The sequence below is a fragment of the Bradyrhizobium sp. HKCCYLRH3073 genome (assembly GCF_051167995.1).
Lineage (GTDB): Bacteria > Pseudomonadota > Alphaproteobacteria > Rhizobiales > Xanthobacteraceae > Bradyrhizobium.
Genome location: NZ_JBNPUD010000020.1, coordinates 47,303 through 63,424, shown reverse-complemented (window position 1 = coordinate 63,424; position 16,122 = coordinate 47,303). Strand labels below are relative to the sequence as shown.

10 protein-coding genes are annotated in these 16,122 nt (G+C 66.7%); 5 read left to right on the top strand and 5 right to left on the bottom strand.

The annotated features are described in order from the left end of the window. The first annotated feature begins 39 nt into the window (after window positions 1–39). Complete coding sequence (locus tag ACQR1X_RS30210) at window positions 40–1,563, top strand: UxaA family hydrolase (protein ID WP_434895274.1); 1,524 nt, start codon at window positions 40–42, stop codon at window positions 1,561–1,563. 236 nt (window positions 1,564–1,799) lie between these two features. Here ACQR1X_RS30210 and ACQR1X_RS30205 read toward each other — a convergent pair whose 3' ends face one another. Then, a complete protein-coding gene (locus ACQR1X_RS30205; protein ID WP_008964013.1) occupies window positions 1,800–1,997 on the bottom strand; it encodes a hypothetical protein in 198 nt (65 codons plus the stop codon). Window positions 1,998–2,431: 434 nt separating this feature from the next. Between ACQR1X_RS30205 and ACQR1X_RS30200 the strand changes: the two genes are divergently transcribed. The 4 genes from ACQR1X_RS30200 (at window position 2,432) to ACQR1X_RS30185 (ending at window position 9,669) form a co-directional block, all read left to right on the top strand. Beyond that, window positions 2,432–5,746, top strand: coding sequence for a DUF2126 domain-containing protein (locus ACQR1X_RS30200; protein ID WP_434900189.1), 3,315 nt, complete (start codon window positions 2,432–2,434; stop codon window positions 5,744–5,746). A gap of 30 nt (window positions 5,747–5,776) precedes the next feature. Then, complete coding sequence (locus ACQR1X_RS30195) at window positions 5,777–8,311, top strand: circularly permuted type 2 ATP-grasp protein (protein ID WP_434900188.1); 2,535 nt, start codon at window positions 5,777–5,779, stop codon at window positions 8,309–8,311. Beyond that, window positions 8,308–9,186, top strand: coding sequence for a transglutaminase family protein (locus ACQR1X_RS30190; RefSeq protein ID WP_434895277.1), 879 nt, complete (start codon window positions 8,308–8,310; stop codon window positions 9,184–9,186). The genes ACQR1X_RS30195 and ACQR1X_RS30190 overlap by 4 nt, the downstream gene beginning before the upstream one ends. 102 nt (window positions 9,187–9,288) lie before the next feature. Beyond that, window positions 9,289–9,669 (top strand): hypothetical protein, encoded by a 381-nt coding sequence (locus ACQR1X_RS30185; RefSeq protein ID WP_315801275.1) that lies wholly within the window; start codon window positions 9,289–9,291, stop codon window positions 9,667–9,669. Window positions 9,670–10,011: 342 nt separating this feature from the next. Here the strand turns inward: ACQR1X_RS30185 and ACQR1X_RS30180 are convergent, their stop codons facing one another. From ACQR1X_RS30180 to ACQR1X_RS30165, 4 genes are all read right to left on the bottom strand, one after another. Further along, the gene (locus ACQR1X_RS30180) at window positions 10,012–10,914 is read right to left on the bottom strand and encodes an SMP-30/gluconolactonase/LRE family protein (protein ID WP_434900187.1); all 903 of its coding nucleotides are present in this window, start codon (window positions 10,912–10,914) and stop codon (window positions 10,012–10,014) included. A gap of 199 nt (window positions 10,915–11,113) precedes the next feature. Continuing rightward, window positions 11,114–13,159: a PQQ-dependent sugar dehydrogenase gene (locus ACQR1X_RS30175; protein WP_434900186.1), complete on the bottom strand. Its 2,046-nt coding sequence runs from the start codon at window positions 13,157–13,159 to the stop codon at window positions 11,114–11,116. A gap of 9 nt (window positions 13,160–13,168) precedes the next feature. Further along, complete coding sequence (gene nhaD, locus ACQR1X_RS30170; RefSeq protein ID WP_434892311.1) at window positions 13,169–14,452, bottom strand: sodium:proton antiporter NhaD; 1,284 nt, start codon at window positions 14,450–14,452, stop codon at window positions 13,169–13,171. Window positions 14,453–14,567: 115 nt separating this feature from the next. Continuing rightward, the gene (locus tag ACQR1X_RS30165; RefSeq protein ID WP_434900185.1) at window positions 14,568–16,094 is read right to left on the bottom strand and encodes a cryptochrome/photolyase family protein; all 1,527 of its coding nucleotides are present in this window, start codon (window positions 16,092–16,094) and stop codon (window positions 14,568–14,570) included. Window positions 16,095–16,122: the final 28 nt, after the last annotated feature.

Sequence of the window (16,122 nt, the reverse complement as noted above, 5' to 3'; positions counted from 1 at the left end):
TTTGTTCGCGATCGACGTCCTGATACGAGAGAGACAGCCATGGCTCCGCCCCCCGTCATTCGTCTGCATCCCGAGGACAGCGTCCTGATTGCGCGCGCCAGCCTGCCTCCGGGGCTGTCGATCGCCGAGGGGGTCACGACGACCGACCGGATTCCGGCCGGTCACAAGGTCGCGGTGCGTCCGATCGCGCAGGGCGAGCCGATCCGCCGCTACGGCCAGATCATCGGCTTCGCCACCGCGCCGATCGCGCCAGGCCAGCATGTTCATACACAGAACTGCGGCATGGGCGATTTCGCCAAGGACTACGCCCATGGGGTCGACGTGAAGCCGACACCGAATTTCGATCTTCCGGCGACGTTCGAGGGCATTCGCCGGCCCGATGGCCGGGTTGCGACCCGCAACTACATCGGCATTCTGACCTCGGTGAACTGCAGCGCCCATGTCGCGGGCCTGGTCGCCGATGTGTTCAAGCGCAATCCGTTCACTGGCGACGATCCGCTCGCCGACTACCCCAACGTCGACGGCGTGGTGGCGCTGACGCACAAGACCGGCTGCGGCATGACGCTGGACGAACCGCTGAAGCTGTTGCGGCGAACCCTGGGTGGCTACGCGCGGCACGCGAATTTCTCCGCTGTGATCGTGCTCGGCCTTGGCTGCGAGGCCAATCAGATCGGCGGATTGATGGAGGAGCAGAAGCTCGCCGGCCGCCTGCGCGCCATGGACATCCAGGAGGTCGGCGGCACCCGCAAGACCGTCGAGGCCGGCATCGGCTTCGTGAAGGAAGCGCTCGCCGACGCCAACAGGGTCAAGCGCGAGACGGTTCCGGCCAGCGAACTGACAGTCGCCCTTCAATGTGGTGGATCCGACGGCTATTCCGGCATCTCGGCCAATCCGGCGCTCGGTGCGGCAAGCGATCTGCTCGTGCGACATGGTGGCACAGTAATCCTGTCGGAGACACCGGAGACCTATGGTGCCGAGCATCTGCTGACGCGCCGCGCGGTCAGCCGCGACGTCGGCGAGAAGCTCGTTTCCCTGATGCGCTGGTGGGAGGAGTATACGGCGCGCGAGGGTGCGGAGATGAACGCCAATCCCAGCCCGGGCAACAAGGCCGGCGGCCTGACGACGATTCTCGAGAAGTCGCTCGGCGCGATGGCCAAGGCCGGCAGCACCAATCTGGTCGATGTGCTGCATTATGCGGAAGCCGTCACCAAGAAGGGCTTCGTGTTCATGGACACGCCCGGCTACGACCCGGTCGCGGCGACGGGGCAGGTGGCCGGCGGCGCCAATCTCGTCTGCTTCACCACCGGCCGCGGCAGCGTGTTCGGCTGCAAGCCGGCGCCGTCCATCAAGCTTGCGACCAACACGCCGATGTACAAGCGGATGGAAGACGACATGGACGTCAATTGCGGCACCATCCTCGACGGCGAGGAGACGGTGCAGGACTGCGGCCAGCGCATCTTCGAACTGATGCTGAAGACCGCCTCGGGGCAGCCGACCAAGAGCGAGAGCTTCGATTTCGGCGGGGCCGAGTTCGCACCCTGGGTGCTCGGCGCGACGATGTAGCTTGATCGGCGTAGCTGGATCACTCAGCTATTCGACGGCCCCCATCGGGGCTGTGGTTCGGATGTCCCGGCATCTGATCGCAGCTGAGATCGCAAGTTAGCTGAGATTGGATCGCAACTGAGATCAGATGACAGGTGAGCGCGCCGCCATGTGCTGGCTGTCGTGGTCAGCCTGTTATGGGCAGTCCGTCATGGGCTTGCCCTGCCGACGCTCGCGCGACAGCGGCGCCGAGCAATTTACCGCTGGTGACCCAGGCCGATGCCGAGCGCCAGAGCCTTCTGGCGGAGCGAGCCTTCGGTCCGCTTCATCGCCTTGGCGATCTTGGCAACCGGGGTCTTGGACTTCGAGTGCTGCTTCAGCAGCTTGATGTCGGCGGGCGTGTAGGGTTTCCGCGCCAACTTCTTGGTAGCTGCCTTCTTAGCTGTCTTCGCCACTTGATTCTCCTTTTGGCAATGGTGGTCCTAAATAGCATGTGTAGTCGAGCTATCAAGCGATTGCGGCAAATGCAACGCTATTAGTTCTTGTTAGTTCATCATTCGGGGTTAATCCCTGCTTTGACGAACTGGTCAATCTTCCGTGAGCGCTTCCGCGGCTTCCTGTGGACAACTCTGCGTGGAGCGGCTGATAGGTTGTTTGTTCTTCTCTCGTTCTTCGTTCCGGCCCCGATTGGGGCGCGCAGCGGCCGGAAAAGCGACCGGTACGTGCAGCGGAGGCACCTGATAGGGGGAAGACATTCCAACGTCGCGGCGCCAAATGCCGCCTTTCGGGCTTAGGATAGTTCAATAGGCAGCTCTTGCCCTTTGTTAGTGCTTGATCCCTAAGCACAGCAATGTTCTGCTCAAAAAAGTTGCTGGAGCGCCGAAACCTCGTGTCAATCTACGTCGCGTTACATCACGTCACCCATTACAAATATGATCGTCCGGTCGAACTGGGCCCGCAGACCATCCGCCTGCGTCCTGCACCCCATACCAGGACCCCCGTGCTGAGCTATTCGCTCAAGGTCACGCCGCCCAACCATTTCGTGAACTGGCAGCAGGACCCGCAGGGCAATTGGCTGGCCCGCTACGTTTTCCCCGAGAAGGTGAACGAACTCAAAATCGAGGTCGACTTCACGGCGCAGATGGCCGTGATCAATCCGTTCGACTTCTTCGTCGAGCCTTATGCCGACAGTTTTCCCTTCGCCTATCCGGACGGCCTCAAGGTGGAACTCGCGCCCTATCTCGAGACGATCGAGCCGGGGCCGTTGTTCGCGGAATACTTGAAGTCGATTCCCCGTGACGCGGACAACACGGTCAACTATCTCGTCGAACTCAATGCGCAGTTGCAGAAAAAGATTCGTTATATCATCCGGATGGAGCCCGGCGTTCAAACGCCGGAGGAGACGCTGTCGCAGGCCGCCGGATCCTGCCGCGACTCGGCATGGCTGCTGATCCAGACGCTGCGACATCTCGGCCTCGCCGCCCGCTTCGTCTCCGGCTATTTGATCCAGCTCCGTCCCGACATCGATCCGGTCGAGGGACCGGTCGAGGTCGAGAATGATTTCACCGATCTGCATGCCTGGGCCGAGGTCTATCTGCCCGGCGCTGGATGGATCGGCTTCGACGTCACCTCGGGCATGCTCGCGGGCGAGGGGCACATTCCGGTCGCGGCTACGCCGCACTATCACTCGGCCGCGCCGATCAGCGGCAGTGCCGGCGTTGCCGAGGTCGATTTCAACTTCGAGATGAATGTGAGGCGCATCCGCGAAGCGCCGCGGATCACCCGGCCATTTTCCGATGAGGCGTGGGATCGGCTCGACCGCCTCGGCGAAGCGGTCGATGTCGATCTCGCCGCGCACGACGTGCGCCTCACGATGGGCGGCGAGCCGACCTTCGTGTCGATCGACGACATGGAATCGGCGGAGTGGAATACGGCGGCGGTCGGCCCGGCCAAACGCGGGCTCGCGGACAGCCTGATCCGGCGTCTGCGCGCGCGTTTCGCGCCCGGCGGCCTTCTGCACTACGGCCAGGGCAAGTGGTATCCCGGCGAAAGCCTGCCGCGCTGGGCGTTCGGACTGTATTGGCGCAAGGATGGCGAGCCGATCTGGCGCAATCCGGATCTGATCGCCAGCGTGGATGGCCCGCGCATGGCGACGATCCAGGACGCAGAGCGTTTCCTCGATACGGCCGCCGAGACGCTCGGGCTCGAGCCGGACTACGTGCTGCCCGCGTTCGAAGATCCCGCGCATTGGCTGCAGAAGGAAGCCGCGCTGCCCGAGAACGTCGATGCGCTCGATTCCAAGCTCGCCGATCCCGAGGAACGCGCGCGGATGGCGCGGGTGTTCGACGAAGGGCTGCACATTCCGCGCGGCTTCGTGCTGCCGATCCAGCGCTGGAATGCACAGCCCAGGCGCTGGCGCAGCGAGCGCTGGGGCCTGCGGCGCAAGCGGCTTTTCCTGATTCCCGGCGACTCGCCGCTCGGCCTGCGGCTGCCGATCGGCTCGCTGGTCTACATTCCGCCGGAGGATTTCCCTTACATCCACGAGCAGGACCCGATGGAGGAACGCGGGCCGCTGCCGACCTACACGCAGGGGCGCCCGGTGATCGTGCCGCAGGTGCCGCCGCTGCCGAAGCTCGATCGCGCGCCGAAGCCGCAGCAGGACGTGCAGTATCAGTACTGGGGCGGGCTCGGGGTCCGCACCGCGATGTCGGTCGAGATCCGTGACGGCGTTCTCTGCGTGTTCATGCCGCCGGTCGAAACCATCGAGGACTACCTGGAACTCGTTGCAACGGTCGAAGCGACGGCCGAGGCGATGCAGATCAAGGTTCACGTCGAGGGCTATGCACCGCCGTTCGATCCGCGCATCGAGGTGATCAAGGTGACACCCGATCCCGGCGTCATCGAGGTCAACATCCAGCCGGCCGCGAGCTGGCGGCAATCGGTCGAAATCACTTTCGGGCTCTATGAGGACGCGGCGAAGGTGAGGCTCGGCGCCAATCGCTTCCTGATCGACGGCCGCCACACCGGCACCGGCGGCGGCAATCATGTCGTCGTCGGCGGCAGCTCGCCGCCGGATTCGCCGTTCCTGCGGCGCCCGGATCTGCTGAAGAGCCTGGTCCTGTATTGGCAACGGCACCCGTCGCTGTCTTATTTGTTCTCCGGCATGTTCATCGGGCCGACCAGCCAGGCTCCGCGAATCGACGAGGCGCGCCACGACAGCCTCTATGAGCTCGAGATCGCGCTCGCCAACGTGCCCCACGTCGGGCAGAGCGTGCCGCTGTGGCTGGTCGACCGGCTGTTCCGGCATCTGCTGGTCGACATCACCGGCAACACCCATCGCTCGGAGATTTGCATCGACAAGCTGTACTCGCCGGAGGGACCGACGGGCCGGCTCGGACTGGTGGAGTTCCGCGCGCTGGAAATGCCGCCGGATCCCCGCATGTCGCTGGCGCAGCAGCTTCTCATCCGGGCGCTGATCGCCAAATTGTGGCGCGAGCCGCAGGATGGCCGGTTCGTGCGCTGGGGCACGGCGCTGCACGACCGCTTCATGCTGCCTCACTTCATCTGGGAAGATTTTCTTGATGTGCTGGATGAGCTGCGGTCGTCCGGCTACGACTTCTCGCCGGAATGGTACCAGGCGCAGCTCGAATTTCGCTTTCCGACCTTCGGCCGCGTGCAGCATGGCGGCGTGACCCTGGAGCTGCGGCAGGCGCTGGAGCCCTGGCATGTGCTGGGCGAGGAGGGCGCCGCGGGCGGCACCGTGCGCTACGTGGATTCCTCGGTCGAGCGGCTTCAAGTGAAAGCCGAAGGGTTTGTCGAGGGCCGCCACCTCATCACCTGCAATGGTAGGAGGATGCCGATGACCTTGACCGGGCGATCCGCCGAGGCGGTCGCGGCGGTGCGCTTCAAGGCGTGGCAGCCGGCCTCCGGCCTGCACCCGACGATTCCCGTGCATGCGCCGCTGACCTTCGACCTGATCGACACCTGGAACGGCCGTTCGCTCGGCGGCTGCGTCTATCACGTCGCCCATCCCGGCGGCCGCAACTACGACACCAAGCCGATCAACTCCTACGAGGCTGAGGCGCGGCGGCTCGCCCGCTTCCAGGACCACGGCCACACTCCCGGACGAATCGCGCTGCCGCCGGAAGAACGCACAAATGAATTCCCGATGACCCTCGACTTGCGCAGGCCGCTCCTGCATTGATGACACGGAGTTTGTGCGGAGGACCAGGGTATGGACGGCTCGAGCGGCCAGGACCAGGGAGCGAGCCCCGCCGCCGGTCGGCCGGCGGCACGTTCTCCGCTGCGCCGTGCCGAGCATTGGGCCCGCGACTATGCCCGGCTGCCCGGCATCCCCGATGAGTTCATCGGCGCCGACGGCCAGCCGCGACCGGTCTGGACCCGCTTTGCCGACACCTTTGCCGCGCTCGCGCCGACCGATATCGACCGCCGCTTCGCATCCGCCGATCGCCATCTGCGCGAGGCCGGCGTCACCTACCGCTCGCCGGGCGACAACGCCGAGCGATCGTGGCCGCTCAGCCATCTGCCGCTGCTGATCGACGAGTCCGAATGGGCGCAACTGTCCCAGGGCATCGTCCAGCGCGCCGAGCTGTTCGAACGTGTGCTGCGGGACATCTATGGCGAGGGCCGGCTGGTGACGAGCGGCGCGCTGCCGGCGGCCGCCGTCGCCGGCTCCAGCGAATATCTGCGCCCGGTCTGCGGCGTCAAACCGCCGGGCGGGCGCTTCCTCAGCATCTATGCCGCCGACATCGGCCGCGGCCCCGACGGGCGCTGGTGGGTGCTCAATGATCGCACCCAGGCGCCGTCCGGCATGGGCTACGCGCTGGAAAACCGCCTGGTGCAGTCGCGCGCCTTCTCCTCGATCTACAAGTCCATGAACGTGGAGCGGCTCGCGCCGTTCTTCGAAGCATTCCGCGATGCGCTGCGCGCCAGCGCCGATCGTGACGAGCCGCGCATCGCCGTGCTCACGCCGGGCATGTTCAGCGAGACCTATTTCGAGCACGCGACCTTGGCGCGCTATCTCGGCTTCCTGCTGGTCGAGGGCGACGATCTCGCCGTCAGCGGCGACCGCGTGCACATCCGCACCGTCGCGGGCCTCAAGCGCGTCGACGTGCTGCTGCGGCGGCTCGATTCCAACTCGCTCGATCCGCTTGAGCTCGATGCCGGCTCGCGGCTCGGCGTCGCCGGCCTGATGGACGTCGTGCGCAAGGGCGGCGTGGTGATCGCCAACATGCCGGGCTCCGGCGTGCTGGAGGCGCGTGCGCTGCTTGGCTTCCTGCCGAGCCTCGCGCGGCGCGTGCTCGGGGAGGATCTCAAGATCCCGCACATCGCGACCTGGTGGTGCGGCCAGAAGTCCGCGCGCGACGAGGTGCTGTCGCGGCTCGAAGAGTTCGCGATCGAAGGCGCCTATGGCCGCGCCGTGCCCGGCTTCGCCAGCAGCGGTCCGGTGCTGGCCGGCGAGCTCTCGGCCGCGGAGCGCGAGCGGCTGCGCGCGGCGATCAGCCAGCGCGGCATCGACTATGTCGGCCAGGAGGTGGTGCGGCTGTCGACCACGCCGGTGTGGGAGGGGGGCCGGATCGCACCGCGGCCGTTCGTCCTGCGGGTGTTCGCGGCCGCCACGCCCGACGGCTGGACCGTCATGCCCGGGGGCTTCTGTCGCATCGCCGACAAGCCCGATGCGCGCGCGGTGTCGATGGGCGACGGCGCGCGCGCCGCCGACGTCTGGGTGGTGTCCGACAAGGCGGTCGCGGCGCGCACCTTGCTGCCGGGCTCCGACAATGTGCGGATCCGCCGCATCGCCGGCGTGCTGCCGAGCCGTGCCGCCGACAATCTGTTCTGGCTGGGACGCTATCTGGAGCGCGCCGAGGCTACCGTGCGGCTGATCCGCGCGCTCGCCGCCCAGCATCGCGATCCCGGCAAGGGCTCGCTGGCGCAGCTCAACACCGCCGAGCGCATCCAGCGCCTCCTGCTCGCGTGGGGCGCGGTCGGGCAGACCTCGCGCAGCAAGGGATTCCAGGTGGCGGCCGAGGCGCTGCAGGCCGAGGCGCAGTTCGGCTCGGCGCTGTCGCTGCTCAGATCGGCCCAGCGTACCGCGACCTCGCTGCGCGAGCGCCTCTCGCCCGACGCCTGGCAGGTCATCACCGAGATGCCGAACCGGCTGGCGCAGGAGGCCGAGGATGAGGACGCCGTCGTCAGCATCGCCGAGCTCACGCTGGACCGGCTCGCGAGCTTCGCCGGCCTCGCCCAGGAGAACATGAACCGCGCCGCCGGCTGGCGGTTTCTCGACATGGGCCGCCGCGTTGAACGCGCCATCAACACCGCGCGCTTCGCGCGCCAGTTCGGTTATGACGAGGCGACGCCCGAGGATCTCGACGTCCTACTCACGCTGGTCGATTGTCAGATCACCTATCGCTCGCGCTATCTGATCGGCCCGTCGCTGGCGCCGATCCGCGATCTCGTCGTGCTCGACCTCTACAATCCGCGCTCGGTCGCGTTCCAGGTCGAGCTGCTCAACGAGCACATCGCGAGCCTGCCGGTGCTGAAGGAGAACGGGCTGATCGAGCGGCCGCAGCGCCTCGCGATCTCGCTGGGCGCGCGGCTGACCGCGGCGGAGGCGGCGCATCTCGACGGCCGCGCCCTGTTTGCGCTTGAGCAGGACCTGCTCAACCTGGCGGAGGCGATCGGCCAGCATTATTTCCCGCACGGTGCGAATGCGACGCGGCCGGAAAAGCTGACGGGCCTCGCGTGATCTACGACATCCGGCACGTCACGACCTATGAGTATGAGAGCGCCGTGAGCTTCGCGCGCTGCTCGCTGCGGCTGGAGCCGCTCAACGGCGACGGCCAGGAGCTGATCTCGCACAGCGTCGACATCCGGCCGCGGCCCTCGGAGCGGACCGCGCGGCGCGATTTCTTCGGAACGTTGACCGAGAGCGTCGTGATCGACACCCAGCACCGCCACCTGCGCATCGACTCGCGCTCGCGGGTGAGGCTGTCGCGCACGCCGCCCGAGCGCGATGCGCCGAGTGCGGACTGGGAGCAGGTGCGCGATGCAGCGTTCGAGGCGACGAGCCTCGGCCCGTCGTCGCCGATCGGCTACGTCTTCGAAAGCGCGCTGGTGCCGGTGCTGGAGCTGGTGACGGACTATGCTGCGGCAAGCTTTCGCGCCGGCACCGGCATCGTCACCGGCGCCGCCGATCTGATGCGGCGCATCCGCAAGGAGTTCAGATACGATCCGAAGGCGACCGTGATCTCGACCCCGCTGCGCGAGGTGTTCGACAATCGCCATGGCGTCTGCCAGGATTTTGCGCATGTCATGATCGCCGGCCTGCGTGGCCTCGGCCTGCCCGCGGCCTATGTCAGCGGCTATCTGCGCACCATCCCGCCGGAGGGCCAGCCCCGGCTGCAGGGCGCCGACGCCACCCATGCCTGGGTGTCGCTGTGGTGCGGCGACGAGCTCGGCTGGATCGGCTTCGATCCGACCAACGATCTCCTGGTCGGCAATGATCACATCATCCTCGGCATGGGCCGCGACTTCTCCGACGTGTCGCCGGTCGACGGCATCATCGTCGGCTCGCCCAAGCAGAAGCTCGGCGTCGCCGTCGACGTCGTGAGGGTCGAGTAGGGCGGTTCCCTCGAGGGGAACATCCGGAACATTTTTCCCGCATCGCACTTGATCCGCCCGAGGGGCCCGAATGGGGGCTGGCTGACCCTTTCGAGCGATGGAGTGATCGACATGAAACGTGTTGCAATCGTGATTGGCCTGGTCGGCGCCTGCGTCGCCGGCACCGCTTCGGCCCAGCCGAGCGCGAACCTCACCGGCACCTACCGCTGCATCCAGATGTGCCGCGACGGCATGATCGGCGCGCCGGCCTTCGTGACGCAGAACGGCGATGCCGTGAACCTGACCACCGAGACCGGCGAGTCCCTCCAGGCTTGGCCGGACTGGAATGCGCCCAATAGCCGGCTCTGGATCGATGCGCGTGACGAAAGCGCGGTCTATTCGCCCGACGGCATGCGTATCCAGTTCGACGACGGCCGCGTCTGGCAGCGCGACCTGCCGCCGCCGCTGATCGTCCAACGCGCGCCGGTGGTGTACGGGCGGTAAGCGATCGCTGTTGTCAGGAAGGCCCTCGCGCATGCGGGGCTTTCCGTTTCCAGTGAGTTGGAATGCGCTTGCGCAACAACCAGTGTCGTCCCGGCGAACGCCGGGACCCATAACCCCAACTGTTTTATTGGCCGGCACAGCGTTAGCTACATCTCGCATCTCACTCCTGCTGCGGAGTATGGGTCCCGGGTCGGCGCCGTGCCAACGCTGTCGCGCTGGCACGGCTTGCCCGGGACGACAGCCAATCTGTTGCACGGTCTCTCATGAGCGCCAGACATTGAATATGCTGCAGTAGTGTCGCGTGTCCGAGTGATGCTGGTCGTGTCCCACCCGGCTGAGCAGTCAGCACGTCTGCATCTGCAAGCAATGCTCGCGCCCTTCGACATCGGTGCGAAAGGACTCGACGAAGCCGCCCTGACGCTGGGTGACGAACACGGTCTTGCCGTCGCTGCCGCCGAAGGCGAGGTTGGTCGGCTCCTTGGCTCGCAGCGTGATCTCCCTGATGTCGCGGCCGTCGGGCGTCAGCACGGCGATGCTGCCCTTCAGGATACGTGCGACGAACAGGCGGCCGCTGACATCGGTACGCAGGCCGTCGATCGTGTTGGGCTCGAACCTTCTGATCAGTCTGGGCGTGGCGAGCGCGTCGCCATCGACCGCATAGGACCAGATCTCGCCGCTGTTGGATTCGCCGACATAGAGCGTGCGGCCGTCAGGGCTCAGATCGATGCCGTTGGCGGTGCCCATCGCCCGCGGTGCCGCCATCGCCTCGCCCTGCAGCGCGCCGTTGGGCCCCCTCGCGATCCGCCAGATGCGGCCGCTGCGCGCCTTCCAGTTCGGATCGCTCGCATAGATCGTGCCGTCGCGCGACAGCGTGATGTCGTTGGGCTGGCTCATGTCGTCGGCATGGAAGACGAGATGCGGCGCGGTCTCGCCCGGTGCGATGGCAAAGATGTTGTGCTTCTTGTAGTCGGCGATGAACATCGTGCCGGCGGCGTCGATGCGGATCGCATTGCCGACGCTGCCGTCGGGCAGCTCGGTGAATTTCTCTGACGTGGTCGCCTCAGGTGCGAGCCGGCCGATCGTGCCGGGCTTGCCGAGATTGACGACGAAGAGATTGCCGTCGCGATCGACGGCGGGCCCCTCGATGCCGAAGGTGTATTCGCCGGAAGGTGTGAGCTGCGCGCTCTCGAACAGTTTCGAGGTGGCCAGGGCAGGGACGGTCGCGAGGGCGAGCGTGACGAGCATCGCCCAACAGGAGATGCGTAGGGTGGGCAAAGGCGCGATACGCCACTGCGCGCGCCACAACGCGCTCTCGTGCGCGCCGTGCCCACCATCACGGAGACAGGTGCCCGCGGCCGGCGGGCACGGCGCGCGCGAGATTGCGTTTTGGCGGAGGAAGCGTCGCCCTGCGCCTTTGCCCACCCTACGATTCATCGCGGCGTCGTCAGAGCGGCACCAGAAACTGCTGTTGGATGTAATAGCCATCATCGTCCGTGCAGGCGCCGTTGAGATAGGTGTCGGCCGGCCGGAAGAAACGGCTGAAGCCGGGCTTATTGACGGCAGACCTTTCGGTCACCACGACGATCTTGCCGAACGGAATGTCACCGCATTCGCGGCCGTCAGCGGCGAAGAACTTGCGGTGCGGCGGTCCGTCGGGCTTGACGCGCATCCGCGTGCCGGGAACCATGCGCGCGACGAGGTCGTCGGCAACATCAAGCAGCTTCGCATAGCCTGGTTCCGTCTTGATCAGATCTGCACCGGGCGGCATCTGCCGCTCGGCGCCCAGTCCGCGCAGCCGCTGACGCAGCCGGCCGGACTCGGGATCGCCGGGATAGATCCAGCCGTCCTGGGCCAGCATGAAGCGCAGCACCGCGAGGTCCTTGTCTCGGTCGGATTGTCCGGCCTTGAGGCCGAAATCCGAATGGCAGCCGCTGCAATGTCTCTCGACGAGCGTCTTGCGCACCATCGTCAGCCGCGCGCGGCTGGCGCCATTGTCCATCACCAGGGAGGCCAGCCGGTCGATCAACTGATCGCTTCTCGTGTCGCACGGCAGCGGCTCGGGCGTGGCCTCGCCGGTGCGGTCGATGCGGATCACGGTCTGGTTCTTGTCCTCGACCAGCCAGAGCGCGCCGTCGTCGGCCACGGTCATGCCGACCGGTGCGCCCTGCGGCCGGATGCCGTTGACGCGATGCCAGCCAACGATGATCTCGTCGAACGCGGCCGCGCGCGCCGGACCGGACGCGGTCTGGAAGGCGCGCGTCGGCTCGGCGGCACAGCTCACGTGATAGCGCACCGGCGCCGGGCTCAGCTTGGGAAAGCCGTGCTCGTCGACTTCATAGGCGAGCAGGCGGCTGCCGGTCGGGCGATAGCCGTGCAGGCCGACCAGCAGCCTGCCTTTCAGCTCCTCGAAACGATCGCCCGTGTAGTAGAGCATGCCGAGCGGTGCACCATGCGGCGGCAGCAGCGACCACGGCTGCTGATAGTGCGAGGCTGTCGTGCAGAAGCTCTTGAGCGTTCCGGATTGCAGCACGCGCCTGAACTCCGGGCTCGGCGTGGCGAGGTCGTAGCAATAGGGCCAGCCATAGTGGCGCCCTTGCTCGATCGCGTTGATCTCCTCGTTCGGTGCGAACACGTCCTGCAGGTCGCGCGCGTTCTCGCCCTGCAGGAAGGCGGTGCCGGGATCGGGAAAGCGCGGATGCAATGCCAGCGCCATCGAGTTGCGCAGGCCGCGCGCGTAGACCTGGTGCGGCGGCGAGGGATCGCCGGGCTTCAGCGCCGCAAAGACGCCGCCGGCCGGTGGCGTGAACAGCCAGATCGCGGCGAGTGCCGAAGGGCCTTCGCCCGCGGCGCAGGGCTGCGTGATCGGCGCCGGCGACAGGCAGTTGTCGCTGGGCGCGCCGATATTGACGAACAGCCGTCCGTTACGGTCGAAGGCGAATGCCTTCAGCGGATGCGCACTTTCCGACAGGCGGGTGCCGTCGGGCAGCGTGAGGCGGCGTCCCGGCAGGTCGCGGATGACGGTCTCGATCGTTGCCTTCGGATCGGCCGCGAGCGGATCGAAGCGGAAGATCGACGTGTCGGTGGAGGCGTAGATGCGGCGGTCGGGGCCGATCGCAAGCCCGAACGGATAGGACAGCCGCGTGATCACTTCGCGGATGCGCTGGCCGGCGGCCGCGGCGGGATCAAGGATCAGCAGCCGGCCGTCATCATGGCCCCAGCCGCCCATGTCCGCGATCACGAACTGCCGATGGCCGGGGATCTGCACGATGCCGCGGGGAAATCTCAGGCCGTCGTCGCGGCTGGCGACGAGGCCGGCGCAGAAGCCGGCCTTCATGTCGATGCGCAGCCGTGGAAAGGCGAGGGGGGCTTCGCCGCAGCTCTTGTCGCTAAGCGCGTAGCCGCTCTTGAGCGTCACGTCGTCGGCGCGGCCGTCGCCCGCGCCGAGCAGCAGGGTCGCGACGACTGCCAGAATGCGCCACGACCAGCTCATGCGATCCGCTCAGTGCAGCAGGTTGTATTGGATGATGTAGGCCGCGGCGCCCGCGAAGTAGCCGAGCAGGGCGATGCCGCTGATGCGGCGCACGTACCAGAAGAAGTGGATGTTCTCGAGCCCCATCGCGGCGACGCCGGCCGCCGAGCCGATGATCAGGATCGAGCCGCCGGTGCCGGCGCAATAGGCGACGAACTCCCAGAGGAAACTGTCCGGCGGAAACTGGCTCAGGCTGTACATGCCCATCGACGCCGCGACCAAGGGCACGTTGTCGATCACGGCGCTGGCGAGCCCCAGCACGATCACGATCAGGTCGAGCCGGCCGACGCTGCGGTCGAGCCATTGCGCCAGCGCCTCCAGGATGTGGGTGTGCTCGAGCGCGGCCACCGCCAGCAGGATGCCGATGAAGAACACGATCGAGGGCATGTCGATCCGAGTCAGCGCATGCACCAGGGTCAGGCGCTGCTTCTGCTCGAAGGCCTTCTCGCGATGGACGATCTCGCCGACCATCCACAACAGGCCGAGGCCGAACAGGATGCCCATGAACGGCGGCAGGTGCGTCACCGCCTTGAACACCGGCACGGCGACCAGGATGCCGAGGCCCATGAAGAACATCAAATTGCGCTCGAACGGCAGGATCGGGCTGATCGAGGCGAGGCCGGCGCTCGCCGGCGGCACGAGCTGCTTGCCGCGCAGGGTGAAGCTGATGACGGCAAGCGGGACCAGCAGGTTCAGGAGCGAGGGGATGAAGACCGACTTCATGATCGCGAGCGGCGTGATCTGACCGCCGATCCACAGCATGGTGGTGGTGACGTCGCCGATCGCCGACCAGGCGCCGCCGGCATTGGCGGCGATGACGATGATCGATGCGAAGACCAGGCGGTCCTCGTCGCGGCCGGACAGCTTCTTCATCAGCGACACCATCACGATCGCGGTGGTGAGGTTGTCGAGCATGGCGCTGAGGAAGAAGGTGACGAAGCCGACCAGCCAGACCAGCGTGACCTGGTTGCGGGTGCCGATCAGCGAGGTCACGACCTCGAAGCCGTTATGGGCGTCGATCACCTCGACGATGGTCATCGCGCCGATCAGGAAGAAGATGATCTGGGCGGTCGAGGCCACGGACTCGTTGAGCTCGGCCGCGACCGCCGGAGCCGTGCCGCCCATGACAGCATAGACGGTCCACATCAGGCCGGCGCCGACCAGGGCGGTGGCCGCCTTGTTGATCCGGAACGGGTGCTCCAGCGCCACCACGGCATAGGCGAGCGTGAAGACGGCGACGATGGCAGCGGTCATGAGTGAGGCATTCCGGGCTTGATCGGCGGAGGGGCGGGATGGAACTGCCCAAGATATGACCGATCGGCGTCCGGCCAGCAAGCCGTGAGCGCTGTTCAGACCGGCGAACGCCGGATTACACCAGGGCTGACGCGATCGCGTCGGCGTGGCTGCGAATGGCGCGGATCTCCGCCGCGCTGCGGCGCTCGAGATTGACGTACTGGTTGCGCATGCGACCATTATTGGCGAAGCGGCGGCGGTGCTTGGCGAGGAAGCTCCAATACAGCGTCGTGAACGGGCAGGCCCTGTCGCCGGTCGCCTGCTTCGGATCGTAGCGGCAGTTGCGGCAATGGTCGCTCATGCGGTCGATGTAGTGGCCCGAGGCCGCATAGGGCTTGGTGCCGACCACGCCGCCGTCGCCATGCTGGCTCATGCCGAGCGTGTTGGGCAGCGACACCCAGTCGATGGCGTCGTGGAACATCGACATGTGCCAGAGGTGCACGTCGTAGGGCCGGACGCCGAGCAGCATCGCGAACAGGCCGAGCACCATCAGCCGCTCGATGTGATGCGCATAGGCATGGTCGATGGTGTGGCCGATCGCCTGCGCCAGGCAGCGCATCTCGGTCTCGCCGGTCCAGTAGAAGCGCGGCATCGGCAGGCTGGCGTCGAGCGCGTTCTCATCGGCGTAGTGAGGCATGCGCTGCCAATAGATGCCGCGCACGAATTCCCGCCAGCCGATGATCTGGCGGACGAAGCCTTCGAGAGCGTTCAGCGGCGCGTTGCGGCTTTCGAGCGCGGCCGTGACCACCTCGCGCGGGTTCAGCATGTGCAGGTTCAGCGCCCCCGACAGCCGCGAGTGATACAGGAACGGCTCGTCGCTCAGCATCGCGTCCTGATAGGTGCCGAACAGCGACAGCCGCCAGGCGACGAAGTCCGACAGCTCCGTCAGCGCGTCGACGCGCGACACCGGCAGGTCGAAGCGGCCGAGCTTGCCCGGACTGTTGGAGAAGCGCGCCGCGACCAGCTTGAGCACGTCGCGCGTGATCGCGTCGGGCGCATAGGATCGGGGCACGGGAATAGGCGGGCGGCTCCTGCCGAACCCCTTGCGGTTCTCGGCGTCGAAATTCCAGCTGCCGCCGACCGGGCGGCCGCTGTCGTCGATCAGGATGCCGGTCTTGCGCCGCATCGCGCGGTAGAACGTTTCCATGATCGGGCGGGGATGGCGCTCGGTGAAGGCGTCGAACTCGTCCGCCGTGCACAGGAAGTGGCGGTCGGCGCGGATGTCGATCCGCTGCGGCAGCTTGCGCAAGCCCTCGCGCACGCGAAAGTCGCCGGGCTCCAGCACGATCGTCGCCGCCGGCTGCAGCGCGGCCTGATGCCGCGCAATCTCGCTGTCGAGCGTGCCGGTGTTGGCGGGATCATCGAGCCGGACATAGTGGACGGTACGGCCGCGGCCCTCGAGATCGGCGCGGAAGTGGCGCATCGCCGCGAAGAAATAGGCGATGCGCATCTTGTGCTGCGGCACGTAGCTCGCCTCGTCGGTGACCTCCATCTGCAGCACGGCATCCTGCTCCGGGTCGAAGCCGTCGAAGGCCGCCGAGTCCGCATCGAGCTGGTCGCCCAGCACGACGATGAGATGTCTGACGGGACGTGTCCTGATCATGATACGTTGGTCATCGCGCCATGCCGAC

Bases quoted from the DNA above. Each gene is read 5' to 3' on its own strand.
- ACQR1X_RS30210 (WP_434895274.1), top strand. From the start codon at position 40: ATGGCTCCGCCCCCCGTCATTCGTCTGCATCCCGAGGACAGCGTCCTG.
- ACQR1X_RS30195 (WP_434900188.1), top strand. From the start codon at position 5,777: ATGGACGGCTCGAGCGGCCAGGACCAGGGAGCGAGCCCCGCCGCCGGT.
- ACQR1X_RS30180 (WP_434900187.1), bottom strand. From the start codon at position 10,914: ATGCTCGTCACGCTCGCCCTCGCGACCGTCCCTGCCCTGGCCACCTCG.
- ACQR1X_RS30175 (WP_434900186.1), bottom strand. From the start codon at position 13,159: ATGAGCTGGTCGTGGCGCATTCTGGCAGTCGTCGCGACCCTGCTGCTC.
- nhaD (WP_434892311.1), bottom strand. From the start codon at position 14,452: ATGACCGCTGCCATCGTCGCCGTCTTCACGCTCGCCTATGCCGTGGTG.
- ACQR1X_RS30165 (WP_434900185.1), bottom strand. From the start codon at position 16,094: ATGATCAGGACACGTCCCGTCAGACATCTCATCGTCGTGCTGGGCGAC.